This is a genomic window from Streptomyces sp. NPDC020965 (assembly GCF_044333555.1).
Classification (GTDB): Bacteria; Actinomycetota; Actinomycetes; order Streptomycetales; family Streptomycetaceae; genus Streptomyces.
The window spans coordinates 416,534-440,067 of the sequence record NZ_JBIRRE010000006.1 but is presented as its reverse complement, the minus strand read 5'-3'; the positions used below and the strand labels follow the sequence as shown (position 1 = coordinate 440,067).

The following is a 23,534-nucleotide window of genomic DNA, read 5'->3' as shown; positions in this document are numbered from 1 at the left end:
GGGATCCCACCTCCCCGTACCAGCCTGACGGTTGATCGGGACCGCTCCCGTGCCCGGCTCGCGACGGTGAGCGTGCTGTCCGGCTTCCGGGACCGACTCGCTGCACACGGCTTCGCTGAAGCCCCGTGCGGTCTCGTAGGAGAAGGCCGTGACCGCCGTCCCGCTCAGCGCGGGCGGCGGTCACGGCCTTCTCGTACGCCTGACCAGCAGCGTGTACGTGCACCACGCGAACGGTCTGCGTTCTACGCGGCCTTGGACAGGGCGGCCCTGTCCATCCGGGGCGCGGTCCGGTCGGGCGTTGCGGGCCCGGTCACAGCTCGTCGTCCGTCGTGGCGTGGCCACAGGAGAAGGGCACCGACGGCGCCCGCCCCGGCGAGGGCGGCGAGGACGGACCAGGCGAGAGCGAAGCCGGCGTTGGTACCGACCCATCCCGCGATGGGGTAGGTGATCAGCCAGGCCAGGTGTGACAGGGAGAACTGGGCCGCGAATGCCTCGGGGATCGCGCGCGGCTCGACGGAGGCGCGCAGGACGTTTCCGGTCGGTGTGATGACCAGCGCCATTCCGACGCCGATCATGGTCCAGACGATCGCCGTACCGGTCCAGGTGGTCAGGCCGGCCGCGGTGAGAGCCACCGCGGCGATCGTGCCGCCGACCAGGACCCCGGCACCGGTCACCATGACGGAGCGAGCGGAGATTCGGTCGAGTACGCGGGGCAATACGAGGGCGGCCAGGAGGGTTCCGCCGCCTGAGGCGGCGAGCATCCATGCGACGTCCGACTGTGAGCCGCTGAGTTCGTCACGGACGTAGTTGACGGTGTTGACGACGACGATCGACCCTGCCGCCGCGACCACGAGATTGAGCGCCATGACGCCGCGCAGTCGCGGTGTCCTGAGGAATGTCCTGACCCCTGACGCCGCCTTGTCCCATGCCCGGGTGTGAGCACTGGGGCGGGCATCCGGGATGCGCGTCGACAGGACGAGCAGGGCTGAGATGAAGAATCCGACGGAGGTGCCCAGGAACAGCCAGTTGAAGCTCATGAACGCCAGGGCGACCGCTGCCAGTACCGGACTGAGCAGGCTCTCCATGGTGGAGGCGACCTGGGAGGCGGACAGGGCGCGCGTGTAGTCGGACTGATCGGCGACGATGTCGGGGATGACGGCCTGGAATGTCGGGGTGAACGCCGCGGACGCGGCTTGCAGCAGTCCTATCAGGACGTAGATGTGCCAGATCTCGGTGACGAACGGCAGTGCCAGGACGACCGCGGCGCGCACCACATCGAGGAGGACCAGGAGGGTTCTTCTGGGGAAGCGGTCGACGTACGCGGCGACGAGCGGAGCTATGACCACGTACATGACCATCTTGACGGTCAGGGCGGTGCCGAGGACCGTGCCGGCGCGTGGGCCGGCGAGGTCGTAGGCGAGCAGGCCGAGGGCCACGGTGGTCAGCCCGGTACCGAAGAGGGCGATGATCTGGGCGCTGAACAGGTGCCGGTAGTCGCGGATGGCGAACAGACGCATGGCTGTTCCTTCCATGTCCATGCGGCGGGGCGCGGCCTCGGGGCGGAGGCCGGGCCCCACAGGGGGAGGCTGGGTTGTCCCTACGCATCGGTGCCGCTCTCCGGTGTGAGGCCGGCCAGCAGGTTGAAGGCACCGGTGAGGATGTTGAGTGCGACGATGCCGACGACGTCGGCTATCGCGCGGTCGCTGTAGCCGTGCTCACGCAACGCGATGACCTGCTCGTCAGTGATCGACGTCGGCTCGCGGTAGACCTGGAGGGCGAGGGCGATGATCGCCGCGATCGCGGGATCGGCCGAGCTGCCCGCGCGGGCCCGCTCGATCTCCTCCTCGTCCACTCCCATCGCGCGGGCAGCGCTGACATGAGCGTCGAGACACAGTCCGCAGCCCTGTTGGACCTGGATGGCGATCGAGATTCGTTCGCTGATCTTACGGTTGAGCTTGGCTCGTCCCATGGCCCGGCTGAGCTGGAGGTAGCCGCCCAGGACGGCCGGCGAGTGCGCCATGGTGGAGACCATGTCACCGGTCTGGCCGTGTCGGGAGACCAACTCGGCGAGGAGGTCGCGCGAGGCGCCGACCGCTGTATCGGGCGTGAGTCGGGTCAGGCGGGGCATGACGGTCCTTTTCGACGTGAGGTGGTGCCGGGGGCCGAGGAGCGCGCGACGAGTCGAGCGCTCCTCGGCCGCGCCGTACACCGCGATGGCTGGTCAGTGAGGTTCATGCGGTCAGTGGTGTGCGTGGTCGCCGTGGTGGTGGCTCGTGTGCTCGGGTGCGGCCTGGGACGCCGTGTCCGAGTCAGCGGCTGACGCGGTGGTCCGCACCGTGAATTCGGCCGTCCGAACGACGTCGTCGTGCTGGAAGTCCAGGTAGAGGCGGTAGGTGCCGCCCGACGGCGCGGCGGCCATGAAGGTGATCTCGGGCCCCGGCTCGGTGGTGCCGTCCCCGGGCTCGCCCTCCGGGTGGACGTGGAGGTAGCCCAGGTCCCCGACCCGCAGCGCCACCAGGTGCCCGTACGCGCCCAGGTAGGGCTGCAGGTCGGTGACAGGCCGCCCGTTGCGGCTGACGGTGAGTGTCAGGTCGCTCGCCTCACCGGGCACGAGTTCGCCGCCGAGGGTGACGGTGTACTCGCCGGCGTGCGCGGTGCGGGTGTCCTTCGGAAGGGGCTGCGGGTCGTACTGTCCCGCGACCGAGGCGTCGATCCCCAGCGTCATGGCCTCGTGGTGGCCGGTCGGGTGGATATCGGCGAAGATCCTCCAGTCTCCCGGTTCCAGGGTCAGCTTGATGCTCCAGGTGCCGCTCTCGTCCATCACCGGGTGCACGTGCTGGAAGCCGGTCGTATCGCGCCGGACGGCGATGAGGTGCAGTTTCTTCTCGTGCTCGGGCGTGAACTCGGTCACCGGCTGTCCGTCGGGACCGGTCACCCGGAAGGTGACCGTCTGTACCCCGGCGGAAAGGATCGTCGAGTCGAGTTCGAGGGTGTACCCGCTCTCGGAGACCGACAGCCCGCCGGGACGAGCGCCGCCGTGGCCGCTGTGGTTGGTCATGTCGTGGCCTGAATCGTTCTTCATCGTGTCTCCACCTGTGTGGTGCGTGCTGGGGATGTGTCTTCTGGTGTTGTCCGCATCCAGGGAACAGCATACCCCCCGGGGGTATTCCCGCAAGGGCATGCTTCGACTTCTCGGCCGTGTTCTGAAAGATCGCCGTCCGTCGTACTGATCTTCGTGTGGGATGGCGAGATCCGAGCGGAACCCGCGACCCTCGCTGTCGAGGCGGCCGCGTCGGATCTGATCGACGAGTACCGGGCCGGGGTCTCCCCGGTGCTGGTCGGCGGTGGCATTCCGGTCTTTCCCCGACGCGAGCGCCGGGTAGACCCCGAACTCGTCGAGACCCGCACTTTCAGCTCAGGCGTCGCCTACCTCCGCCACCGCGTGGCGCGCCAGACCTTGCTGGAGAAGTTGCTGATGCCGGCTGGGCCGTCCGGGGGAGCCGAGGGCGGCCGTCCAGACCGTGAGGTGTGGGCGGTGTGCCCGAAGCCGCAGCCCCATGACTCGTCGTGACCTTCGGTGCACCGCCGCCAGAAGCGCCGGTGCGGAACCCATACGCAGCGGCTGCAACATCGGCATATGCGGATTCCCGGTGTGGGGATATTGCTTTGCGGGTGCTTCGCCTCTGTGCCAGATTCGCGGGGTGAGTCTTCCTCGATGTGATCTGTTGCGCTGGCAGTTCGAGCTGACCTGGTCGTTGTTCGAGTACCACCTGGAGCGTCTGGAGCCGGGGGACTTCCTGTGGGAGCCGGCCGCTGAGTGCTGGACCGTTCGCCAGGACGCCGAGGGCCGTTGGGTTCCGGACTGGGCGGAGACAGAGCCGGATCCAGTGCCCGTCCCCACTGTTGGCTGGGTGAGCTGGCACCTTGGATGGTGGCTGAGCGTGGCCACTGACCAGGTGTGCGGCCGGACACCCCGTGAGCGTGCGGACATCGTGTGGCCGGGACCGGGGGACTCGACGGTCGAATGGCTGCGCGGCCTTCGGGAAGCCTGGCTGAACGGGCTGGACCAGCTCACTGAAGCCGATCTCGACCGCCCTTCGATGCTTCCGTGGGGGAACGACCCGGAGCGTACCGTCGCTCATACGGTGACCTGGGTGAACGCCGAACTCATGAAGAACGTCGCGGAGATCGGCCAGATGCGGCTGCTGCGTGCCGCATCCGCACTGCGCGCCGGGGAATGACAGGTGGACGCCCTGCTACCAGGCGGCCCTGCCGCCCGTCTCCGGTCACCGGCCGCTGAACCCGGCCGGCCCGTGTTCCTCGCCGGACGAGGACACAACGCCCGCAGAGATCGCCGCGGTGGGTGTATCCCATCGGCCAGTGGGCAGCCGGACCGGCAGAAGACGCAGCCGACGTCGGCGCACAGGAGGAGTACCCATGCTCATGGCACACCCCGTCGTACTGTCCCGGCTGGTCGATGAGTACGAGACGCTGCGCCTGCTCGACCCACAGGGCCGCACGCCCGGAGCGCGCCAGCGGATGAGCGACGTCGCCTACACCCTGTGCGTGTCCACCGGCACCCAGGACATCGACGCGGCCCTCATCGCCGCCCGCCACCGACTCCCCGGCGCCCGCCCTGAGGACGACTCCGTCCTCACTGCCTGAACCCCGCAGCGCCTGTCCGGCCTTGGGCATCCGGCCTCTGCTACGCCTCCAGGCGGATGGGGCGACTCGGAGGGCGCGGACGAGTGGGCCGCGTCCCTCGGTCAGCCGTCGATCCGCACCTTGCCGACCGCGCGGCGCGGCACCCGCCCGTGCTGGACATCGTCCGGCTCGGACCGCCACCCGTGACGACAGCCTGCCCCCCCGGCAGCGCGCTGGACGCTGGCGGGGGCGGGGGCACTGCCGGATTCGAGGTGAAGCGGTCGAGGGTGCGCTCGTGGGACCCCTGTCAGCCGTGGACGTTCGGCTCGCGGCGCATGCACCACACGCGGGGGCCACCGTCAGCACTCGGTACTTCCGCGGTGGTCCGGAAGCCCAGCCGCTCGTACAGCCGGACATTCCGTTCGGTCGCGGTCTCCAGGTAGCAGGGCTGCCCGGCCAGGTCGGCGGCGGCCAGGCCGGGACGGATCACGGCAGCGCCCAGCCCCTGGCCCTGCGATCCGGGGTCCACCGCGGCAGCGCCGAGAAGCCACACGGGCTCCTGGGGGCGGTGCGGTTCCACGGAACTCTCCGCCGCTTCGTAGGCCGCCGCCCGGTCGCCCGCCAACTCCGCGATCAGCGGTCCGACCTCGGCGAACCCGGGTGCAGGGTCCTTCTCGGGGGTGGTCCACACGGCGACGGCGCGCCCCTCCCCGCCGACCCACACCCGGCCGTACGGCATGGCGATCCGGGTGAGGAACAGCTCCTGGAGCCGTCGTACCCGCTCTTCGTGTCCGTCGGCAGCCACCACATGCCGGGTGTACGGATAGTCCGCGAATGCGCTCGCCAGGGTGCGGACGGCGGCGGGGATGTCCGCGGGGGTCGCGGGGCGTACGAGGCCGGGGGCACGGGAGGCAGGGGCGCCGGTGCCGGGGGGTGTCATGAAGGTCCTGCTCCTCGGTCGGGGGTGGGCGGGCCGCGCCGAAGGAACGGCCGGGAGAAACGATCAAGCAGGGGCCGGGGTCCCCGCAACCGGTTTTCCAGCGCGCCGGCCTGGGGGCCGCCAGGTTGCGCTGACGGTAGCGCCGACATGGCAGTGACTCTCCGTCAGAGTGACACCGGAGGGTCGCCGGCGCATGGTGCCTGGGACCGGATACCGAGGCGGTCCCAGGCTGACGCTGATCCGGCGGCCGGATCGAACTCTCCGAGGATCTACCCGAGACGACTCCTGGGTTGCCTTCCCGCCGCCGACGCGGCCCGAGGAGTCTCCGCTCCCCACCGTGAGGTAGAGACACACGCGTCTCCTACCCGCCAGAGCGTTCACCCGAGGTGCTGGGCGGCGCGGCCTCCGCGGGAGCGCCGCCCGGGCTTCCGGTCACCTGCTGGCGAGGAGTTCCAGCGTGTCGATCACGCGGTTTGAGAAGCCCCACTCGTTGTCGTACCAGGCGACCACCTTGATGTGGCGGCCGTCGACGCGGGTGAGGGCCGAGTCGAAGATCGCCGAGGCGGGATTGCCCGTGATGTCGGACGACACGAGCGGGTCGTCCGAGTACTCGAGTACGCCGGCGAGCGGCCCCTCGGCCGCGGCGCGGTACGCCGCTAGGACGTGCTCGCGTGTCACGTCGCGGGCGACGGTCGTATTGAGTTCGACGATCGAGCCCACCGGCACCGGTACGCGGATCGAGTCGCCCGACAGCCTGCCGTCGAGGTTCGGCAGCACCAGGCCGATCGCCTTGGCGGCGCCGGTCGTGGTCGGCACGATGTTGACAGCGGCGGCGCGGGCGCGGCGGGCGTCGCGGTGCGGACCGTCCTGCAGATTCTGCTCCTGCGTGTAGGCGTGCACCGTCGTCATGAAGCCGTGCTCGATACCGGCAAGATCGTCGAGCACCTTGGCCAGCGGGGCGAGCGCGTTGGTCGTGCACGAGGCGTTCGAGACGATCGTGTGCTCGGCCGGGTCGTACGCATCGGTGTTGACGCCGAACGCGAGCGTGACATCGGCGCCGTCCGCCGGCGCGCTGACGAGCACCCTCTTCGCGCCCGCGTCGAGGTGAGCGCGGGCAGCCGTGGCCGAGGTGAAGCGGCCGGTGGCTTCCAAGACAACGTCGACGCCGAGTTCGGCCCACGGCAGCCGCGCCGGTTCGCGCTCGGCGAGCACCGTGATCCGCCGGCCGTCGACGACGAGGACATCCCCGTCGACGGTCACCGGGCGCCCTAGCCGGCCCGCAGTGCTGTCGTAGGCGAGCAGTCGGGCGAGCGCGGCTGGCTCCGTCAGGTCGTTGACGGCGACGATCTGAAGGTCGCTGTCCCGCTCCAGCAGTGCGCGCAGCACATTCCGTCCGATGCGGCCGAATCCGTTGATGGCGATACGAGTCATGAGTGATGTCCCTTCCCTTCCTCACCAGACTCGCCCGCGGCTGGCGCCGCTGACAGTGGCGGGATCGCCACGGTTCACAAGGATCCCGCCACACGGTGCCGGCGGGTTACTCGCCCCGGGTGAAGGTGCGCCGGTACTCGCTTGGCGTGGTGCCGAGGATGCGCCGGAAGTGCAGCCTCAGGTTCGCACTGGTGCCGAGCCCGACGTCGGCGGCGATCTGTTCGACGCTGCGCTGTGAACGCTCCAGCAGCTCGCGGGCCACGTCGATGCGGGCACGCATGACCCACTGCATCGGTGTGTAGCCGGTCTCCTCGACGAAGCGCCGGGAGAACGTGCGCGGCGAAACCCCCGCCCGTCGCGCCAGTATGTCGAGGGTGAGGGGCTCGCCGAGCCGGTGCAGCGCCCACTCACGGGTGTCGGCGAACCGTTCGCCGAGCGGCTCGGGGACGCTGCGCGGCACGTACTGGGCCTGGCCGCCACTGCGGTAGGGGGCCGCGACCAGACGTCGGGCCGCGTGGTTGGAGGCGGCCACTCCGAGGTCACCGCGCAGGATGTGCAGGCACAGGTCGATGCCGGAGGCGGCGCCGGCCGAGGTGAGCACGCTGCCCTCGTCGACGAACAGCACGTTCTCGTCGACCCGGACGAGTGGATGCCTGGCCGCGAGTGCCCGTGTGTAGTGCCAGTGCGTTGTGGCGCGCTTGCCGTCGAGCAGCCCCGTGGCGGCGAGCGCGAAGGCGCCCGTCGAGATGGCGGCGAGCCGCGCGCCCCGGTCGTGGGCGGCGACCAGCGCCTCGACGACGGCCCGTGGCGGGTCGTCGCGGTCCGGGAACCGGTAGCCGGGGACGAAGATGATGTCAGCCCACGCAAGTGCGTTGAGGTCGTGGGCGACGTAGTACGACAGGCCGTCACCGCCGGTCACGAGTCCGGATTCCGCACCACACACCCGCACCTCGTACGGCATGCTCGCGCGGGTCGTGAACACCTGCGCGGGAATGCCGACGTCGAGAGGCTTCGCACCCTCAAGCACGAGGACGGCGACGTGATGTGGGGACAGGGCAGACACGGGAAGAGGGTACGCGGTGGTGCATCGGTCTGGTGCCGAAAGCCGGGCGTGCCCGCCGGGCGGGTCTCGGCTCACCTGCGGGCCGGCTCAACCACTCACGGGGCCACTTCAAGAACTCGGTTCCAAGAACTCGGTCACATCGGGAAGGATGTGACCGAGTTCTCGGCTGGGCCCGTATGCAATTGAATTGCTCAGCGCCCCGGGCCTCTGCCCCGGGTTGTGACTTCTCGATGCAGACGTCATCTGGTCGAACCGCATGTCACTGCGGCCAGCCACCACCAGCCGTCATGGTCAAGGTGTGGAGCGAGGATGATGAGTGCATGGTGCCCGTACCTGTCACACCCCGTCCGCTGAGTGGTCCTGAGCGAGGCGTGTTGGAGTACATCCTCTCGGCCGACTTCTCCGGCGCTCCGGCGCTGCGGAGCCAGTTGGAGCAGACGGAGGTGGTGGGCATTTGGGCACCCGAATCCGTGAGCATCAACCTGCGGGTTCACGAACCTGTGCAGCACGCGGTGCTGGCATCCGACCTCGTACCCGTCGAGGCTCATGTTCACGATCAGTCAGGCGCGTACGTCGGCGAGCTGTTGGTGTGGACTGACGAGGGCGCCACCTTGGCGGCCCTGGAGTGCGCCTGGGTCACCGACGAGATGCCGACATCCTTGCCGACCGTCGATGACGTACGGATCATTCGTCGTCCGCGAAGCTGTGACCCGCGTCCACACGATCGGGCCCACTGATTGCACCGGCGACTGAACTGTTTGGTGCGCTACTGAAGTCGTTCGTGCCGTTTCACGACCCCGTCCCACTCAAGACGATCAGCGCTGCTCCACACATGAGGGGTCCCATGGCGGAGGAGGGGCAGACTCGTGGGGTTGTTGCGACGTTGCGGGGCTGGACGTCGCGGGGGGAGTGGCGCCTTGAGGCCGGTCAGCGCCCCACCGGGGCCATGAGCCGACGGTGGGCAGGTCCTCAGCTCGCGAACGAGTGCCTGGCGGAAGGAACAGCACCGTCCCTTCGACGCCGGCTGACCGACGGCGCGGGGCCGGGCACGCCGCCATGGTCGGTGTCCGCCCACGGTGTCAGTGCGCTGGCCGGTCTGCGGTGACCAGCCAGGAGGAACTGCGCAGCAGGACGGCGGCGCCCTTCTCGTGGGGGCGGAGCGTGTCGGCGAGGGTGCGGCGGGCCAGTCGCTGTTCCTCCGGTCCGACCTGGTCGAGGAGGTGGCGGCCGGGGCCGGATCCGAGCAGGAACGCGGCGGCGTCCTCGGCGTCGTGCCCCCATGCCCCGTCTGCGTGGACACGTACCGCCTGGGTCGCCTCGAACCCGGCCTCCGACAGGATCTGTACGGTGCGCTCCGGGTCGGCGAGCGAGAACATTCCGGGTGATCCCGGGGCGCCGAACTCTCCGACGGGCAGGATGTCGCGCAGTGTGGCGAACGCCTGGAGCCACTCGTTGCCTTCGGGCTCCGCCGGGCAGACGAAGGCCAGGCGTCCGCCTGGGCGCAGTGCGCTCGCGATGTTGGCGAAGGCGGTGACCGGGTCGGCGAAGAACATCACGCCGTAGCGGCTGATGGCCACGTCGAAGGTGTCCGGTGTGAAGGGGTGGATCTGGGCGTCGCCCTGGGTGAAGGAGGTGTTGGCCACTCCTTCGTCCCGGGCGCTCGCGCGGGCGCGTTCCAGCATGGGGGCGGACAGGTCCAGGCCGGTGGCCCGCCCTTCGGTGGCCCGGCGGGCGGCGAGGCGTGTGGTGTGGCCGGCTCCGCAGCCGACGTCCAGCACGTGCTCCCGCGTCCCGATGGCGGCGGCGTCGAGCAGGGGCCCGTTGAAGACGTCGTTGACGGCGTCCCAGCGGTCCTGGTTACGGGCCCACTGCATCCCTTCGGAGCCGTTCCACGCCTGGGCCTGGTCGGTGTTGACCACGTGTTCCATCGAGTTCCTCCGAGCTAAAATGGGCGGGCGCCCAAATAGTATGGGCGCTTGCCCATACTGGCAACCGTCTATCGGGGGAGTCCCTGTGTCACCGCGTGGAGTGGCCATTCCTGACCTGCGTGAACGGCTGTTCGCGGCCGCCGAACGGGTCGTCGCCCGCGACGGCGCGGCCGCCCTGACCAGCCGCGCGGTCACGACCGAGGCCGAGTGCGCCAAAGGGGTGCTGCATACACACTTCTCCGGCATCGACGAGTTCGTCGCGGAGCTGGTCCTGGACCGGTTCGCGCGCAGTGCGCGCGACGCCGGGGAGCTGGCCTCGAAGGTGGGGCGGGGCAGTGTCGGGGGGAATCTCGCCGAGGTGGCGCTCGCCCTGCTGGACTCCTTGGATCCCGCGGTCGTCGGGCTGGCCATGACCCGCCCCGGTGCCTCGACACACACTCGGCGGGCGCTGGAGGCGGGCGCGCCGGGCTTCACCGCCATCCAGGAATCGGTCACCGAGTATCTGGAGGCGGAACGGCAAGGGGGCCGGGTCCCGGAGGGAACCGATGCGGCCACCACCTCCCTCGCACTCGTCGGCACCGTCCACCACCTGCTGCTGACACGTACGCCCGACAGCGTCACGGCGGCCGCGGAGACGATCCGGCGGCTGACGGCCGTCCTGCTGGGAGATGCCCGGTAGCCCGGATCGGCCAGCGCCCCCGACCAGGGCGCTGGGCGGCATTTCGGCCGGGCGCAGCCCCCAACGGCCTGTTGGCTTCGCCCCGGTTACGCTGCCGGCATGTCTGCTCAGGAAAGCACTCGTCGTGACTCCGCTCGTGTTCTGTTGATCGATGAGCTGGACCGCCTGCTCCTGCTGAAGTTCCATATGGATCCAGAGGCCCCTGAGCACGGTCACGGATGGTGCACGCCGGGCGGGGGTGTCGAAGAGGGGGAGACCCTGGCGCAGGCGGCAGCCCGCGAACTGCGCGAGGAGACGGGCCTGTCCGTAGCGCCGGGGGCTCTGGGGCCGGTCGTCGCGGAGACCTCCGGCTATGCAGATGTCGGATGGGCTGAGGGGATCTTCCGGGATGTCTTCTTTCACCTTCGTGTCACGACTCACCAGGTTGATGTGACGGGGCAGGAAGCGAATGAGAGCAAGTACCACGCCGGGTACCGCTGGTGGCCCCTCGCTGACCTGGCAGCCACTAGCGAGACCGTCTATCCCTTCGGCTTGGCTCATTTGACGGCCGAGCTCGCGACGGGGCACACCCCCGCCGATCCGATTCACCTGCCCTGGCACCACTGAGGGCCGCCTGTAGCGCGTGCCCCCCGGTCAGGGAGAGGGATCGGTTCGGCCGGTCGCGCAGCCCCCGGGAACCGGCCGACGGGAGAAACCGTCAGTTGCGCACCCGAGAGAAAGGGCCATGGGTGTGGCCGAAGCCCACGGTTGCTGCGGGGATGGGGAATTGGAGATGATCACATAATGAATCTCACTAATCGTCGTACTGTCCTGGGCTCCGCAGCCGCCCTTGCCGGCCTTCCTCTGCTGAACGATCTGTCTGGCCGTGGCCGGACCGCCGTGGCGGCCACGACGCCCCCCACACCGGAGATGTACGACTCGTACACCCATTTGTTCAACAGCAAGGTTCACCTGGAGGGAAGAAACTGGGCACGCCGTTACCGCCGTAGCGTCCCGGCTGAGCTCATCGACAATGCGAACCCCGTGAGCGAGCCTTTCCGCAATACGGCGATCATCGCGCCGCACGGCGGAAGCATCGAGGAAGGCACCAGCGAACTGTGTCTCGCCATAGCCGGTTACACCCTCACAGGGCCGGGAGCGACCCTTCCGTCCCCGGTGCAGGGCGTGCCGCAGCGCGACTACTGGATGTTCGAAGGACTGACCGACCCCACCACGGACCTTCATGTCACCTCCACGCACTGTGACGACCCGGCCGCGCTGCATATCTGCGGCAGCAACATGTACGCGGTCTCCGTGCACGGATTCGACGAGGGAGAGCTGGCCAGGAAGATCATCATCGGCGGCGTCGCGGAGGACCCGGGCAACCCCAACTTGAACGAACTCATCCCGACGAAGCCCAGCAAGCGACTTCAACTGAAGAAGAACATGAAGGCTGCTCTCGCCAAGCAGTACCAACTCGGCGCCAGCAATCCCGCCCTGGCCGTGGAAGTGGTCTACGCAGACCCCGGCGCGTCCAAGGGCGGGTACGACCCGGAGAACATCGTCAACCGCACCCGCTGCGGATTCGGCGTCCAGTTGGAGATCTCCCGTCCTCTGCGTGCGGCGATGTTCGGCGACATCGGCACCGCTGCTAGCCGTAGAAGCACCGCTGGCGTGGGCTCCGGCAATCAGGGCTACTTCTGGAACGGCTTTGTCACCGCCGTACGTGAAGCCGTCGACGACTACGAACGCGGCATCATCACTTCATCGTTGTAAGGAAAGCGCAGAACCAGCACATTGCTGCGCCTGTGCCCCGGAGAACACTTTTGGGGCACAGGCGCGGTGTTTCGGACAAGGGGACACGGAGACGGGCACGCCGTCTGTGCAGGGGGTGGGCCGATCAGGGCGGGGGGTCCGGTGGGCCCACTGGTCCGAGAGAGGGCCCGGGCGCAGGCTCCTGGCCGAACACCCACGGAGCGAGGACGACCATCCAGCCGTCAGGGTCTTTGAACAGGACGGCACCGTATCGCGGCCAGTAAGGGTTGGCTGCTTCCACCGGCTGGTGGCCACGTTCCGCCAGACGGGCGGCGACTGCGTCCCTGGCGCCGGGGCCACGCAGATAGAGCACGAGCTGGTTCTCGGGGTTCGGTTCGGGAACGCTGGGCGGAGTGCCGTGCTGGGTGATCTCCATCTGCACCGCGGTGCCGGGCAGACCGAACACCACACCGTCGTATCCATCATGATCACGCCACAGCGCGATGACGGGAAGGCATAGGTCATCCCGGTAGAAGGCGAGGACATCGTCGAACCTGCCGGTGGGCCGTGCAAAGCGGACGGCACCGACGAGCAGGTGCTCGGGCCATATCTCTGTCATGAGAACCACGCTGACACGCCACCAGCGCCAGCCCCAGAGACCCTGGACGGGATCACTCTGCTCCTTAATGCCTACGACTGTCGGGTGTGGCTGTCCCGTAAGCGATCTCGCTCTGCGATGATCTCGACCGTGTCAGGTGTGACGACGGCGTCCGAGGCGTCCTGGATGGTCCCGTGTACCGGGCTGAGTCCCCGCGCCTTCGGCGAGTTGGTGACACATCTGCGTCGTGAGGGTGCCGACGCCCCGGCCCGGGGGCGGCTGTGGAAGCTGCCGCTGGAGGACGGGGTGCCGCTGGTCGCCGCGTACGGGCGGACGAACTTGACGATGCGGCAACTGGCTTGGCTGTTCGGGGTAACGACTGCCGGGCCTGGGCGGAGTCCGGCGCCAAAGCCGCCGTCGGCAACACGATGGCCATCGCTGATGGCGGCTACCCAGGAACCGGGCTCGTGATGCCGCACCGCCGCCGCAAGGGAGAGGACCACGCAATGCACGGCGTCGCCCGCCTGCACAACCTCGCTCTCACGGGATAACCGCGCCGCATGCGAGACGTGAGAGGCCCACCGGAGGCGGCTCTCCGCCCTCTCGGTCTCGGAGGAGGCTCAGTCGAGGCAGAACTCGTTGCCCTCAAGGTCCTGCATCACTATGCAGGACTCGTTCTCGCCGTCGGCACGCATCGTTCGCACATGTACCGCGCCGAGCGCGACCAGTCGTGCGCACTCGGCCTCAAGTGTGGCAAGGCGCTCCTCACCCACGAGCCCGATACCGGCCCGCACATCGAGATGCAGCCGGTTTTTGACGACCTTGCCTTCGGGAACTCGCTGGAAGAGCAGGCGCGGACCCACTCCCGAGGGATCAGTGCAAGCGAAGTAGATCACCTTCTCCTCGGGCGGCAGTGAGCGGTGATACTCCTCCCACGTGGCAAAGCCCTCCGGGACCGCCGGCACGACGTACCCCAGCACCTCACACCAGAAAGCGGCTAGGCGCGCAGGTTCCGCGCAGTCGAAGGTCACTTGGAACTGCTTGATCGTTGACATCGGCGTACCCTACCAAGACCCGAATCGGCGGACTGTGACCATAAAGCCGTGCTGATCATGGATGCGATCGTCGAGAAGCCGCCGGCCACCCGCTGGGCACCGACGGAGCGTGTCGTACTGATCAGATGGATCCGAAATGGGCCATGCTGGCGGGCAATCGCGCGTGGTCCCTGCGATAGACCACCGTGGTGCGGAACTGTCATTCGCCCGGTCGGCCGGGCAGCCAGTGATCGAGCAGCTCGCCGCCAGCCTGGACACTGGCCAGCACGCACCCTACGTGCACCCCGCGGCCGGACTGCCGCTACACCTCACTGGGCACGGCGGAGACGTCGTCCTCGTAGGTGAGTGAGAACGGATCCCACCACGGCGGTACGTGAGGTGCTGGTAGAGCAGTTGTGGTCGTCGGAACTCGCGGAGTCGACGCCGTGGCGGGATGCCCGATCGGTACCCGGGACCGCTCATCACGGGTAAGTACTCGTCGGCGAGGACGGGCGGGCACGTGGTCCCGGAGAGCCGGTGAGAACTGGCCCGGCTACTGTGGGCGGACTTTCATCCCCCGGTGCGGGGAATCTTCGCCCAGCCCTGTCGGCTGACGGCTCGGGCATGGCGGAAGACCACCTGGAATCCCCGATGCCGACCAGCCGCAGTGCCAGTTCGTACATGGCGGGGCACGGTCCAGTTTTCGTCGGCATAATGCGTCGGCATGAGCAGACGGCCTGCCCTCCCGGTGCCGGGGGCGAAACGATGAGCGCGCGGCGCGGTAACAGGCCGCGCCCAGCCACCACTTCTTGCAACAGGACGAGTTGGGCGGACGGCCCGCTGTGTGCGATCGCCGTCGCGACCACCGGCGGCGGCGTCGAGACGGCGAGAATCATTGCACTCTCCGTGAAGTTCCTCGTCTCGCCCAACCCGGACACCGACATCGACATCGACATCCTGATCGATCCAGGTATCCCGGTGCCCGCGGATGCGGCCGCTCGGCATGGCATCACCACCGCACGGGTCCAAGCCGAGGGGATACCCGCCGCCCAGGCACTCCGAGACATCGCCAACCGGCTGGCCGGCACCTTAGGATCAGGACAACGCCCGGTGATCGGCTTCGACCTGGCCCCCGCCCTCACCACCCTGGACCGGGAGATGCGCAGGCACCTCGGCGAAGGGCTGGCGGTGACCGGCCCGCTCATCGACCCGCACGTCATTGACCGCGCCTTGGACCGCCGCGCGGGCCCGCGCACATTGGAAGCAACCTGCCAGCACTACCGCGTCCGACATGAGGCGGGTTGTGGCCCGGGCGAAGACGCACTCGCCGCCGCCCGACTCGCCTGGCGCCTCGCCAAACTCCACCCGACCACAGTGGGCAGACCAACCCCGCTGGAACTACACGGAAAACAAATCGACTGGGCCGAGCAAAGGGCCCAGCGCAACGGTGCGAACCGGGGAGGCGAAACCCCCGAGCAGCGTACCCACGACGCAGCGGCCGGCAAAGACCCGGCCTCGGACGATCACTGGCCACTGCGCCCCTACACCCTCTCCGGACCCAGCCGGGACGGTGCCGTCATCAAAGCCATCCACCACAAGATCCTCACCGACTGGGAACACCGGCTGCGCACCAACGGCCCGCAGCTTTTCCGTTCCGAGTTGCATATCGTGAACGACACGCGCGCTGCGCACCCCTACTTCACCTCCATCCGCGTCCTGCCGCACAGCATCGGCCACAACGACGCCTTCCTCGTCGCGTTGATGGGCAGCCTGGCCAACGCTCTGGCGGCTGACCGCGTCGTCATCGCCTGGGAGCCGGACTCCCTGAAGTGGGCCACCCGGCCACTCGGCACCCCCCTACCCGAGCGGTCCTCCTATGCCTTGATGCTCGCCGATGTCGTCAGCGGCACCGTGACCCGGCTGAAACGCCACCCCTACACCCCGCCGGATCGCCTCGGCCAACGGACCTTCGCCTGGGGCCGCGCCGAGACCCCCGACCGTGGCGCCGAACCGCTGCCCGACCCCATAGCGAACGTCGTACGCCTGTGGCGCGAACCTGCCCGCGACCCGCAGCGCGTCGTCGCGTGGCGAAGATCCTTCCGCACGATGCGCTACGACATCACCGAAGCCCTGCGTCCACGCTGACAACCAGGCCGTGTCGATCGAATCACCGAACCCTTTGCATGTGACCATGCGCATCGAGTGCGGCCGCTCCGACCGCCTCTGTAGCCTGACGTCATGGACGTCGGGGGGAGCTGACCGTGGGGGACACCCTGTCCGTGGTCATCGGGGCCGCCATCGGCCTCATAGGGGTCCTGTTCGGTGCGTGGTTCACCGCGCGCCGACAGGACCGCATGTGGCTCCGAGAACAGAAGCTCAAAGCCGGAATCGGCTTCAACACGGCAGTAGTTCAACTCCTGGACTACCTGAGGGAAGCACAGCTCAGTGACGACGGCCCCGGAGCCAACGAACTGGCGAACCAGATGCAGCAAGCGCGCTCAGCCCTCTACCTGCTCTGTGCCGACGACACCGTCGATCTCGCCGATGCACTCGCGCGTCGGGTCTGGAGTACCCGGCCCACCGAAGGAAGGGACGATCGCAGGGCCGAGTTCCGCGAGACGGTGGACCTTCTGCGTCGCTTCACCCGCCAGCTCAGGCAAGAGATCGCCAGATCTTAACCCCCATTGGATCACCGCCCAACTCGCCCCCGCCCGCCGCCCGCGGGAGAGGGTGTCGCTCTCGTCGCGGTGCGGGTGCTGCACCTGTCCGACCCCGCCCCCGGCACCGGCCCGACTCCCGCGCGTCGTGCCGTCGCCGCCCGCGCCCTCGCGCGTATGCGGACCGGGCAGACGGTCGAGACCGCATTCGAGTGCGAGTGGACCGGTCCCCCCCCGGGTACACCGGCCGCGTGCCTGGCCCGATACCGGCAGCCCGTCGCCTGGTGGACGCGTCTCGCCACAGCCACCCTGCCCACGGGCCCGGGGTGTTCGTCCTCCACCCGGCACCACGGAAGTCCGGCATGAAGTGGGAGAGCGCGTCAGTGAATGCCCCGCGACTCCGGTCGCGTCAGGTGTCGAAGGTGGGCACGGCGGGTTCCTTGGGGAGGCGCGGAGCCCCCGGCGTGCTTGAGTTCTCGTGGTCGTCGCAACACCCCAGCTCAGGAGATGCGATGGACTTCGAGATCCGGAAGAACCGGCACGACCAGCGCTTCCTTGCTTGTGCCCTCAAGGTCTTACTGGCGCACCGGTTGCCACTGCCGGGCGTCCAGGGCATCCATGAGGGCGTGCACGGCAGTGGCGCGGTCGCCCGGTCACGGTAGTCGGGCCGCCAGCGCCTCCGCGGCCCGTACGGCGCCTCCGGCCCGTTCCATCACCCCGGTCATCCGCCGGACCCGTTCGCGCAGCCCCTCGTCCGCGGCCGTCTCGCACACGGCTGCCAGCAGTGTCTCCTCCGTGATCTCCGTGGGCTCCAGGAGGGTGCCGAGCCCCAGCTCCACCGCCCTGCGTGAGAGCACCCGGGTCTCCGGCACCTGAGGGACCAGTACCGGTGGCGTGCCCGCGTAGAGCGACTCCATCAGACTGCCCAGCCCCGCACCGGTGACGAAGACATCGGCCCGCCGCACCGCCGCCAGCTGGGGAATCCACCGGTGGGCCTCGACGTTCGGCGGGAGCGGACCCAGCTCCCGGGGGTCCGAGCCGTTGCCCACGGTGATCACCGCTCGCCACGGCTGGCCCTCGAAGGCGCGGGCACAGAGGGAGAAGAAGTCCGGCTGCTGGTTGTAGAGGGTGCCCATCGAGACCACCACGAGGGGCGGTCCGTCCCCGGGCACCCGCCAGGTCTGTCCGGCGTACTCCGTGGAGAGACAGGGGCCGGCGAACGTCGTCTCCTCCCCGAAGGTCTCCCCGAACGGTTGGAACTCCCGGGGCGTGTAGACCAGGCTCTGCTCCGCGCCCCAGTCCACCAGCTCTCCCGGTGAGGCGGTGATGCCCAGCTCGGCCGCGAACTCCGCCGCCCGGCTGAGCAGTTCGACCACCGCCGGGTGCTCGTCGGCCACCCCGGACAGCTCCTGGACCGCGCGTACCTGCGAGTAGTGGCCGTTGGACGCCATCGAGGGGGTGGACTGCACCGCGGGTCGGTCCCAGAGTTGTTCCAGGGCTCGGCCGGCAGGGGCGACGATCATGTCGTACAGCACCAGATCCGGCACGTCGTCGGCGAAGAGCCGCTGGGCCAGTGCCACCAGCCGGGTGCTCTCCTGGAGGAAGAGCACGGCCGACCAGGCCAGTACGTCCGAGGTGAGCGTCTTGTACTGCCCGGGGTTCAGCGCCTCGCTCAGCAGGCTCTCATAGCGGAGAGCGGTGGCGCCGGTGGCCTTCACAGCGGGCTCGAAGCCCGCCGACGTCAGGAAGCTGACGCGGTGCCCCCGCCGGACGAGTTGCTCGGTGACCGCCAGCGCGGGCCGCATGTGCCCCTGGGCCGGAATGTTGAGTACGAGGATGTGGCCGGGCATGGGTGTCCTTAGCGGGTGAGGTGGTCCGGGAGGAGTGGGGGAGGCCGATGAGACCCCCGGGCGGTCGCCCCGTCGTCCCACGCGCAGGGACCCCAGATCGGTGGCCGCGGGGGGTTCCCGGCCGGCCGGTGGCGAGGCGGTCTCCGCGGAGGGGGGAGCGCGGTTCACGGGGGGGGGCCTGATCGGGCGGAGCGCACGGGTGTCGGTCGGCCGGATACGGCGCGTACGGTCCGGGGCGTCTGGGCATGGCGCGTACAGTCCGGGGCCGCGCTCTCACCGGACGGCCGTCAGCAGGCTGACGCGGCCCGTTCCGGGCAGTGCCGGGTCGAAGGCCGGGGGGACGCGGCGGTCATGGCGCCCCGCCAGCTCCGTGAGCGGTTCTTCCGTGGCACTCCAGCCGTGGGCGGCGAGCCAGTCGCCCGGCGGACGCGTCATCTCGTTCTTCCACAGCGAGGAGAGCAGGTTCACGACGCCCTCCGGCGAGGCCGCCGCCGCCTCCTTCGCCCGGTCCGATGCGACCATCGCCCGGGTGACGTGCTCCACGGCGAGACGGCTGCCCGGTGCCGACCGCGCGCTGATCCGGCCCATGAGGGTGTCCGCTTCGTCCGCGGTCAGGTAGACCAGCACCCCCTCGACCAGCCAGGCCGTCGGCTCATCCGCACGGAAACCGTGCGCGGCCAGGAGTACGGGCCAGTCCTCGCACAGATCCGCCGCGATCACCTCACGCCGGCAGCGGGGTACTTCGCCCCGCAGGACGTGTTCCTTGAAGGCGAGCACATCGGGCCGGTCCAGTTCGAACAGGTGTGTCCCGGTCGGCCACTCCAGCCGGAGGGCGCGGGTGTCCAGGCCGGCCGCGAGCAGGACGACCTGGCGGCAGCCCGCCGCGCACGCCCGGCCGAAGTAGTCGTCGAAGTACCGGGTGCGCAGCGCGAAGTAGTCGCCCATGGCCGCCATGAACTGTTCGCCCGTCCCCTCGTTCCACACCGCCCGCCGCGCACGGCCCGCCGCGTCGAGGAATCGGCCGGCCAGCCGGTCCTCGAACAACCGGTCAGCCCGTCGGCTCTCGGTCGCGCGGGCCATGCCCACGACCAGCGCGGTGCTGCTGACACCGGCCAGAAGTCCGGGTCCCTCGGTCATGGCGTTCTCCGCTTCGTCCGGGGCGCCGCTCGTTCCGTCGCCGCTCCTGAGGTGACGCGCCTGCGGTGCGCCTCGCGATCGAAGCGGACACCGCTCCGCCAGATCGCCTCGATCGACCGGGTGGCGGTGATGTCCTCCGTGGGGTCGCCCGCGACGAGTACCAGGTCCGCGCGGCGCCCCGGCGCGATCACCCCGCGGTCGGCGAGACCGAAGTGGGCTGCCGGCGCCGAGGTCGCCGCGGCGAGCGCCTGCGCCGGAGTCAGACCCGCCTCGACGAGCAGGGCCAACTCGGCGTGCAGAGCGGCGCCGTGGACGACCGGGCAGGCGCGGTCCGGCCGGTGGTTGGAGTCGGTTCCCGCCAGGACGGGCACACCCGCCCGGTGCAGGCGGGCCACGCTCGACAGGGCGTGGCGGAAGCGGTGTCCGGGTGAGGGGCGCTCCACACACAGTCCCTCATGGCCCTCCGCGATCGCGGTACGGGCCTGCTCCGGGAGATGGTCGGCGATCCGTGGGTCGTGTGCCAGGGACCGTCCGGCGCAGAGCGCGGGGGAGGGCCGGGGCGCGGACAGCTCCAGCATCGCCAGGGTGGGGATGACGGCGCGCCCGCCAGCCGCCGCCCGGCGGGCGAACGCCTCGTCCAGAGCCGCTTCCAGCGGGAGGTGTGTCAGCGTGTCCACACCGCTGTCGAGGGCGAGCCGCGCGGACCATACGGCAGACACATGGGCCACGGTGAGGAGCCCCCGTCGGCGCGCGGCGTCGGCGAGTGCCGTCACCGTCGCCCGGTCCAGCGCGGGCAGCGACATTCCATGGTTCGCGCCGTCGTCCACCATGATCTTGATGAAGTGAGCGCCCTCCGCCTGTCTGGCCGCCACGAAGGCGTCCGCCCGATCGGGGCCGGCAACGGTCGGCAGCAGCGGCATGGTGACACCGGGGTGCCCGCCGGGCGCGCTCGCCAGCAGCCCCGAGCTGCGCAGATCGGCGAGGTCGTCGCGCCGGCCGGCCAGCTCGCACAGGGACCGGGTGGCCTCCGGCGGTCCCATGAACATATCCAGTTCGGTCGTCACACCGAAGGCCAGGGCCAGTTCGAGGTTGCTCTCGGCGCCGAACACATGGGTGTGGGCGTCGATCAGCCCCGGCAGCAGGGTCAGACCTGTTCCGTCGATCACCTCGCACGACACCGGCGGCCTCGGTGCGGGATCCGTGACGACGCGTGTGATGACCCCGCCGGCGAACTCCACCGAGCCGTGGCCCGCCACCGACTCCCCGTCGAAGATCCGTACTCCCTCGATGAGCACCCGTCGCACCCGGCTCACCAACCGATTCCGATGGTCGTGGACCCGTAGAGACACAGCGGGTAGAAGAAGAGCACGAAGCCCGTCGCCGGGAGCATCAGCCCAGCCGGCCGCCTGCGCAGGAGGAAGCGCCAGGCGCCGAGCGCGGGGAAGACGAGGGCGGCCGTCGCCGGCAGGCCCGCCCTCCCCAGCAACACCAGTGCCAGCACCACGGCACCCACGGCGAGACCGAGACTGATCACCGCGCTGCCGCGCGGGCCGAACACCTGCGAGTACAGCCGCGCCCGCGGATCCCGCCGCCACTCGGTCTTCCGCGCGAACTCGAACTGGAGGAAGACGCAGACGAACATGGCCACCAGCGGCACGGCCCGCGGATCGGCGTCGATCTCGCCCTGGGCCAGCAGGGAGCCGTAGAGGTAGACCGACAGCAGCACCTGCACCGGAAGGCTGACCACGAGACCGAGCAGCAGGCCCTCGCCGACGCGCGGGAACCGGCGTTCCAGCGCGACCAGGAACAGCGTGTATCCCAGGCCGAGCAGGATCAGCAGCACCGAGAACACCGAGACCGGCGTGTTGAGCACGACGACGAGGACGGTGATCAGCGCCATCGCGCCGCGCAACTCCGCGACCGTGATGGCGCCCGTCACCAGCGGCCGGTCCGGATGGTGCCGCCGGTCGTACGCCAGATCCTTCTGCTCGTCGACCATCCGGGCGAACAGCAGTGCCAGTACCACGCTCGCCGCGCGCACCACGGTCGACCAGGAGGGCGTCCACGCCCCGGTGGTCCCCGACATCTTCTCGGCGGTGCCCTCCAGCGCCACCGTCCACAGCACGCCGTAGGTGACATAGATCCGCGGGCGGAACATCCGCAGGACGAAACGGCCCAGCCGGGCCGGCGCCCGGGAGAGGCTCGGGGTGCCCGTCAACTCCGCCACCCGTTCCAGGACACCACGTCGTGGAGCGGCTGCCGCGGGGTGGGTCGGAAGCCGCAGTCTCCCGTCGTGTACCCGACGGCGACCAGGGCGACCTGGGTGAACGCGTCGGCGGGGATACCGACCAGCGCCGCCACCTCACGTTCGTGGGCGAGGTGCGCCGTGGTCAGCGCGGTGCCCAGGCCACGGCTGCGGGCGGCGAGCATGAAGCTCCACAGCGCCGGGTAGACGGACCCGAAGAAGCCGGACTGCTGGGCGAGCGTGGCGTCGTGGGGCAGCCGGCCGCGGATCCCGGCCAGCACGAGCACGGGTACCCGGTGCAACTGGTCGGCCAGGTGGCGCACCCCGGCCACGGCCTTCTCGCTCAACGCCTCGGGGGGCGTGGCGGCGAGATAGGCATCCGACGCGGCCCGGTAGTGGAGCGCGATCCCCGCCCTCGTCTCCGGATCGTCGATCACCAGGAACCGCCAATTCTGCCGGTTTCCCCCATTGGGCGCGTGCAGGGCGAGTTGGAGACACTGGGCGATCAGCGGCCGGGGGACCGGTCTGGACAGGTCGAGTCGGTGGCGGACGGTGGGAGTACGGGTCAGCAGGCCGTCGATGTCGAGGCTGACGGGGCCGGCCGTCATTCCGTCCGCGCTTCCGTCTCGGTGCCGACCCTGGTCAGGCGCACTTCGCCCGTGGCGACGGTGCGCCCGTCCTGCCGCATGGCGCAGCGCAGGACGGCGCTCGTCCCGTCGCCTTCGACCAGGACGCTCTCGCAGGTGAGCGGCAGATGCAGCTCACCGATCCCGGTGAACCGCCCACCCACCCCGGTGAGCAGGGCCGACGCCGACGGCAGCGCCCCGGTGGCGACGGCGGTGGCGATGCTCAGTTGCCGGAACGCCTCAAGGGTCAGCATCCCGGGGACATGGTCGACGAAGTGGTCGAACAGCACGGGGTGGCCGGTGTCGACGACGAGCCGCGCGGTCCCGACCCCGCCGGGCGCGAGCCGGAACGCGGAGATGACCACGTTGGCGGCGTCCCGGCGGTCGACCAGGCCCGCCCTGACCCGCGGCTGCGGCTCGGGGGCGCCGGTCACCAGATGCGGCGGCAGCCCCAGAGTCGCCCTCCCCTCGTCGCGCATCACCTGCCACTGGTCGGCCGACACCCAGGACTCGCTGCACTCCAGCGTCGCCGCCGCGCGGTCGCCGATCAGCGCGGTGTAACACAGCCGCGCTCCCCGCACAGTCGTCCGATCACCGAACCGGCGCAGCACACGGCAGCGCAGCACCACCTCGGTGGGCACGCCGCGCACCGTCAGCGCGGTCATGTCCGTGTCGCGCAGCGCGATCTCGCGCAGGATGAACTTCGTACCGAACGGCATGCCGAACAGCTCGTGCCCCAGCATGATGAGTGTCTGCCGGGCCGCTTCCACCAGCACCATCGGGTCGTAGAGATGACGGCATCCCACCGTGTCCCGGTAGAAGGCATGGGAGCGGGGTATCTGCACTCCGACGTCGAGGGTGTCCTCGTCCCGGGCGACCGCGCCGGTGACGAACACCTCCGTGACACTCGACCGGTGGACGAGCTCCCTGGGTACCGTACGGCTGAATTCCACCGTGTCCATGCTTCT

General features: G+C 69.7%; 24 protein-coding genes and 2 pseudogenes. 11 read left to right on the top strand and 15 right to left on the bottom strand.

Annotated elements, in window-relative coordinates:
* Positions 1–242: 242 nt before the first annotated feature.
* The 3 genes from ACH4S7_RS21020 to ACH4S7_RS21010 form a co-directional block, all read right to left on the bottom strand.
* Positions 243–1,517 (bottom strand): MFS transporter, encoded by a 1,275-nt coding sequence (locus ACH4S7_RS21020; RefSeq protein WP_398522727.1) that lies wholly within the window; start codon positions 1,515–1,517, stop codon positions 243–245.
* Between the two features lie 80 nt (positions 1,518–1,597).
* Positions 1,598–2,128, bottom strand: coding sequence for a carboxymuconolactone decarboxylase family protein (locus ACH4S7_RS21015; RefSeq protein WP_398522726.1), 531 nt, complete (start codon positions 2,126–2,128; stop codon positions 1,598–1,600).
* Between the two features lie 111 nt (positions 2,129–2,239).
* Positions 2,240–3,082 carry a hypothetical protein gene (locus ACH4S7_RS21010; protein ID WP_398522725.1) on the bottom strand — a complete coding sequence of 281 codons (843 nt, stop codon included), beginning with the start codon at positions 3,080–3,082 and terminating at the stop codon, positions 2,240–2,242.
* Positions 3,083–3,265: 183 nt separating this feature from the next.
* Here ACH4S7_RS21010 and ACH4S7_RS21005 point away from each other — a divergent pair.
* The 3 genes and pseudogenes from ACH4S7_RS21005 to ACH4S7_RS20995 form a co-directional block, all read left to right on the top strand.
* Positions 3,266–3,451, top strand: a pseudogene (locus ACH4S7_RS21005) (dihydrofolate reductase family protein); the annotation flags it as partial.
* Positions 3,452–3,701: 250 nt separating this feature from the next.
* Positions 3,702–4,241 carry a DinB family protein gene (locus ACH4S7_RS21000; RefSeq protein ID WP_398522724.1) on the top strand — a complete coding sequence of 180 codons (540 nt, stop codon included), beginning with the start codon at positions 3,702–3,704 and terminating at the stop codon, positions 4,239–4,241.
* Between the two features lie 196 nt (positions 4,242–4,437).
* Positions 4,438–4,665: a DUF5133 domain-containing protein gene (locus tag ACH4S7_RS20995; protein WP_398522723.1), complete on the top strand. Its 228-nt coding sequence runs from the start codon at positions 4,438–4,440 to the stop codon at positions 4,663–4,665.
* 286 nt (positions 4,666–4,951) lie between these two features.
* Here ACH4S7_RS20995 and ACH4S7_RS20990 read toward each other — a convergent pair whose 3' ends face one another.
* The 3 genes from ACH4S7_RS20990 to ACH4S7_RS20980 all read right to left on the bottom strand — a co-directional run bounded on the left by ACH4S7_RS20990 (position 4,952) and on the right by ACH4S7_RS20980 (position 8,078).
* Positions 4,952–5,584, bottom strand: a complete 633-nt coding sequence (locus ACH4S7_RS20990) for a GNAT family N-acetyltransferase (RefSeq protein WP_398522722.1) — start codon at positions 5,582–5,584, stop codon at positions 4,952–4,954.
* Positions 5,585–6,016: 432 nt separating this feature from the next.
* The gene (gene gap / locus ACH4S7_RS20985) at positions 6,017–7,015 is read right to left on the bottom strand and encodes a type I glyceraldehyde-3-phosphate dehydrogenase (RefSeq protein ID WP_398522721.1); all 999 of its coding nucleotides are present in this window, start codon (positions 7,013–7,015) and stop codon (positions 6,017–6,019) included.
* A 106-nt stretch (positions 7,016–7,121) separates the two neighbouring features.
* Complete coding sequence (locus tag ACH4S7_RS20980; RefSeq protein ID WP_398522720.1) at positions 7,122–8,078, bottom strand: GlxA family transcriptional regulator; 957 nt, start codon at positions 8,076–8,078, stop codon at positions 7,122–7,124.
* Between the two features lie 371 nt (positions 8,079–8,449).
* Between ACH4S7_RS20980 and ACH4S7_RS20975 the strand changes: the two genes are divergently transcribed.
* Positions 8,450–8,815: a hypothetical protein gene (locus tag ACH4S7_RS20975; RefSeq protein ID WP_398522719.1), complete on the top strand. Its 366-nt coding sequence runs from the start codon at positions 8,450–8,452 to the stop codon at positions 8,813–8,815.
* A 342-nt stretch (positions 8,816–9,157) separates the two neighbouring features.
* On the opposite strand, the gene ACH4S7_RS20970 is transcribed toward ACH4S7_RS20975, so the two are convergent.
* The gene (locus ACH4S7_RS20970) at positions 9,158–10,006 is read right to left on the bottom strand and encodes a methyltransferase domain-containing protein (RefSeq protein WP_398522718.1); all 849 of its coding nucleotides are present in this window, start codon (positions 10,004–10,006) and stop codon (positions 9,158–9,160) included.
* Between the two features lie 85 nt (positions 10,007–10,091).
* Here ACH4S7_RS20970 and ACH4S7_RS20965 point away from each other — a divergent pair, with 85 nt between their 5' ends.
* From ACH4S7_RS20965 to ACH4S7_RS20955, 3 genes are all read left to right on the top strand, one after another.
* The gene (locus ACH4S7_RS20965; protein WP_398522717.1) at positions 10,092–10,685 is read left to right on the top strand and encodes a TetR family transcriptional regulator; all 594 of its coding nucleotides are present in this window, start codon (positions 10,092–10,094) and stop codon (positions 10,683–10,685) included.
* Positions 10,686–10,784: 99 nt separating this feature from the next.
* Positions 10,785–11,291 carry an NUDIX hydrolase gene (locus ACH4S7_RS20960; RefSeq protein WP_398522716.1) on the top strand — a complete coding sequence of 169 codons (507 nt, stop codon included), beginning with the start codon at positions 10,785–10,787 and terminating at the stop codon, positions 11,289–11,291.
* A gap of 417 nt (positions 11,292–11,708) precedes the next feature.
* Positions 11,709–12,440: a poly-gamma-glutamate hydrolase family protein gene (locus tag ACH4S7_RS20955; protein ID WP_398522715.1), complete on the top strand. Its 732-nt coding sequence runs from the start codon at positions 11,709–11,711 to the stop codon at positions 12,438–12,440.
* A 124-nt stretch (positions 12,441–12,564) separates the two neighbouring features.
* Here the strand turns inward: ACH4S7_RS20955 and ACH4S7_RS20950 are convergent, their stop codons facing one another.
* A complete protein-coding gene (locus ACH4S7_RS20950; RefSeq protein WP_398522714.1) occupies positions 12,565–13,038 on the bottom strand; it encodes a VOC family protein in 474 nt (157 codons plus the stop codon).
* Positions 13,039–13,167: 129 nt separating this feature from the next.
* On the opposite strand from ACH4S7_RS20950, the pseudogene ACH4S7_RS20945 reads away from it, so the two are divergent.
* Positions 13,168–13,568, top strand: a pseudogene (locus ACH4S7_RS20945) (hypothetical protein).
* Between the two features lie 69 nt (positions 13,569–13,637).
* On the opposite strand, the gene ACH4S7_RS20940 reads toward ACH4S7_RS20945, so the two are convergent.
* Positions 13,638–14,072 (bottom strand): VOC family protein, encoded by a 435-nt coding sequence (locus tag ACH4S7_RS20940; protein WP_398522713.1) that lies wholly within the window; start codon positions 14,070–14,072, stop codon positions 13,638–13,640.
* A gap of 744 nt (positions 14,073–14,816) precedes the next feature.
* Here ACH4S7_RS20940 and ACH4S7_RS20935 point away from each other — a divergent pair.
* The 3 genes from ACH4S7_RS20935 (at position 14,817) to ACH4S7_RS20925 (ending at position 17,370) form a co-directional block, all read left to right on the top strand.
* The gene (locus ACH4S7_RS20935) at positions 14,817–16,196 is read left to right on the top strand and encodes a hypothetical protein (protein WP_398522712.1); all 1,380 of its coding nucleotides are present in this window, start codon (positions 14,817–14,819) and stop codon (positions 16,194–16,196) included.
* A 116-nt stretch (positions 16,197–16,312) separates the two neighbouring features.
* Positions 16,313–16,729, top strand: a complete 417-nt coding sequence (locus ACH4S7_RS20930) for a hypothetical protein (RefSeq protein ID WP_398522711.1) — start codon at positions 16,313–16,315, stop codon at positions 16,727–16,729.
* Between the two features lie 491 nt (positions 16,730–17,220).
* Positions 17,221–17,370 carry a hypothetical protein gene (locus ACH4S7_RS20925; protein ID WP_398522710.1) on the top strand — a complete coding sequence of 50 codons (150 nt, stop codon included), beginning with the start codon at positions 17,221–17,223 and terminating at the stop codon, positions 17,368–17,370.
* On the opposite strand, the gene ACH4S7_RS20920 is transcribed toward ACH4S7_RS20925, so the two are convergent.
* The 6 genes from ACH4S7_RS20920 to ACH4S7_RS20895 all read right to left on the bottom strand — a co-directional run bounded on the left by ACH4S7_RS20920 (position 17,362) and on the right by ACH4S7_RS20895 (position 23,528).
* A complete protein-coding gene (locus tag ACH4S7_RS20920; protein WP_398522709.1) occupies positions 17,362–18,558 on the bottom strand; it encodes a macrolide family glycosyltransferase in 1,197 nt (398 codons plus the stop codon). The genes ACH4S7_RS20925 and ACH4S7_RS20920 overlap by 9 nt on opposite strands.
* A 273-nt stretch (positions 18,559–18,831) precedes the next feature.
* Positions 18,832–19,695 (bottom strand): SAM-dependent methyltransferase, encoded by an 864-nt coding sequence (locus ACH4S7_RS20915; RefSeq protein ID WP_398522708.1) that lies wholly within the window; start codon positions 19,693–19,695, stop codon positions 18,832–18,834.
* Complete coding sequence (locus ACH4S7_RS20910; protein WP_398522707.1) at positions 19,692–21,008, bottom strand: amidohydrolase family protein; 1,317 nt, start codon at positions 21,006–21,008, stop codon at positions 19,692–19,694. The genes ACH4S7_RS20915 and ACH4S7_RS20910 overlap by 4 nt, the downstream gene beginning before the upstream one ends.
* The gene (locus tag ACH4S7_RS20905; protein ID WP_398522706.1) at positions 21,005–21,922 is read right to left on the bottom strand and encodes a UbiA family prenyltransferase; all 918 of its coding nucleotides are present in this window, start codon (positions 21,920–21,922) and stop codon (positions 21,005–21,007) included. The genes ACH4S7_RS20910 and ACH4S7_RS20905 overlap by 4 nt, the downstream gene beginning before the upstream one ends.
* Positions 21,910–22,548 (bottom strand): nitroreductase family protein, encoded by a 639-nt coding sequence (locus ACH4S7_RS20900; RefSeq protein ID WP_398522705.1) that lies wholly within the window; start codon positions 22,546–22,548, stop codon positions 21,910–21,912. The genes ACH4S7_RS20905 and ACH4S7_RS20900 overlap by 13 nt, the downstream gene beginning before the upstream one ends.
* A complete protein-coding gene (locus ACH4S7_RS20895; RefSeq protein ID WP_398522704.1) occupies positions 22,545–23,528 on the bottom strand; it encodes a ScbA/BarX family gamma-butyrolactone biosynthesis protein in 984 nt (327 codons plus the stop codon). Before ACH4S7_RS20895 ends, ACH4S7_RS20900 begins: the two co-directional genes overlap by 4 nt.
* Positions 23,529–23,534 lie beyond the last annotated feature (6 nt).

Coding starts and splice junctions, on each gene's coding strand:
- ACH4S7_RS20895 (WP_398522704.1), bottom strand. CDS start 23,528: ATGGACACGGTGGAATTCAGCCGTACGGTACCCAGGGAGCTCGTCCAC.
- ACH4S7_RS20950 (WP_398522714.1), bottom strand. CDS start 13,038: ATGACAGAGATATGGCCCGAGCACCTGCTCGTCGGTGCCGTCCGCTTT.
- ACH4S7_RS20935 (WP_398522712.1), top strand. CDS start 14,817: ATGAGCGCGCGGCGCGGTAACAGGCCGCGCCCAGCCACCACTTCTTGC.
- ACH4S7_RS21015 (WP_398522726.1), bottom strand. CDS start 2,128: ATGCCCCGCCTGACCCGACTCACGCCCGATACAGCGGTCGGCGCCTCG.
- ACH4S7_RS20995 (WP_398522723.1), top strand. CDS start 4,438: ATGCTCATGGCACACCCCGTCGTACTGTCCCGGCTGGTCGATGAGTAC.
- ACH4S7_RS21010 (WP_398522725.1), bottom strand. CDS start 3,082: ATGAAGAACGATTCAGGCCACGACATGACCAACCACAGCGGCCACGGC.
- ACH4S7_RS20940 (WP_398522713.1), bottom strand. CDS start 14,072: ATGTCAACGATCAAGCAGTTCCAAGTGACCTTCGACTGCGCGGAACCT.
- ACH4S7_RS20990 (WP_398522722.1), bottom strand. CDS start 5,584: ATGACACCCCCCGGCACCGGCGCCCCTGCCTCCCGTGCCCCCGGCCTC.
- ACH4S7_RS20925 (WP_398522710.1), top strand. CDS start 17,221: ATGGACTTCGAGATCCGGAAGAACCGGCACGACCAGCGCTTCCTTGCT.
- ACH4S7_RS20915 (WP_398522708.1), bottom strand. CDS start 19,695: ATGACCGAGGGACCCGGACTTCTGGCCGGTGTCAGCAGCACCGCGCTG.
- ACH4S7_RS20920 (WP_398522709.1), bottom strand. CDS start 18,558: ATGCCCGGCCACATCCTCGTACTCAACATTCCGGCCCAGGGGCACATG.
- ACH4S7_RS20960 (WP_398522716.1), top strand. CDS start 10,785: ATGTCTGCTCAGGAAAGCACTCGTCGTGACTCCGCTCGTGTTCTGTTG.
- ACH4S7_RS20900 (WP_398522705.1), bottom strand. CDS start 22,548: ATGACGGCCGGCCCCGTCAGCCTCGACATCGACGGCCTGCTGACCCGT.
- ACH4S7_RS21020 (WP_398522727.1), bottom strand. CDS start 1,517: ATGCGTCTGTTCGCCATCCGCGACTACCGGCACCTGTTCAGCGCCCAG.
- ACH4S7_RS20970 (WP_398522718.1), bottom strand. CDS start 10,006: ATGGAACACGTGGTCAACACCGACCAGGCCCAGGCGTGGAACGGCTCC.
- gap (WP_398522721.1), bottom strand. CDS start 7,015: ATGACTCGTATCGCCATCAACGGATTCGGCCGCATCGGACGGAATGTG.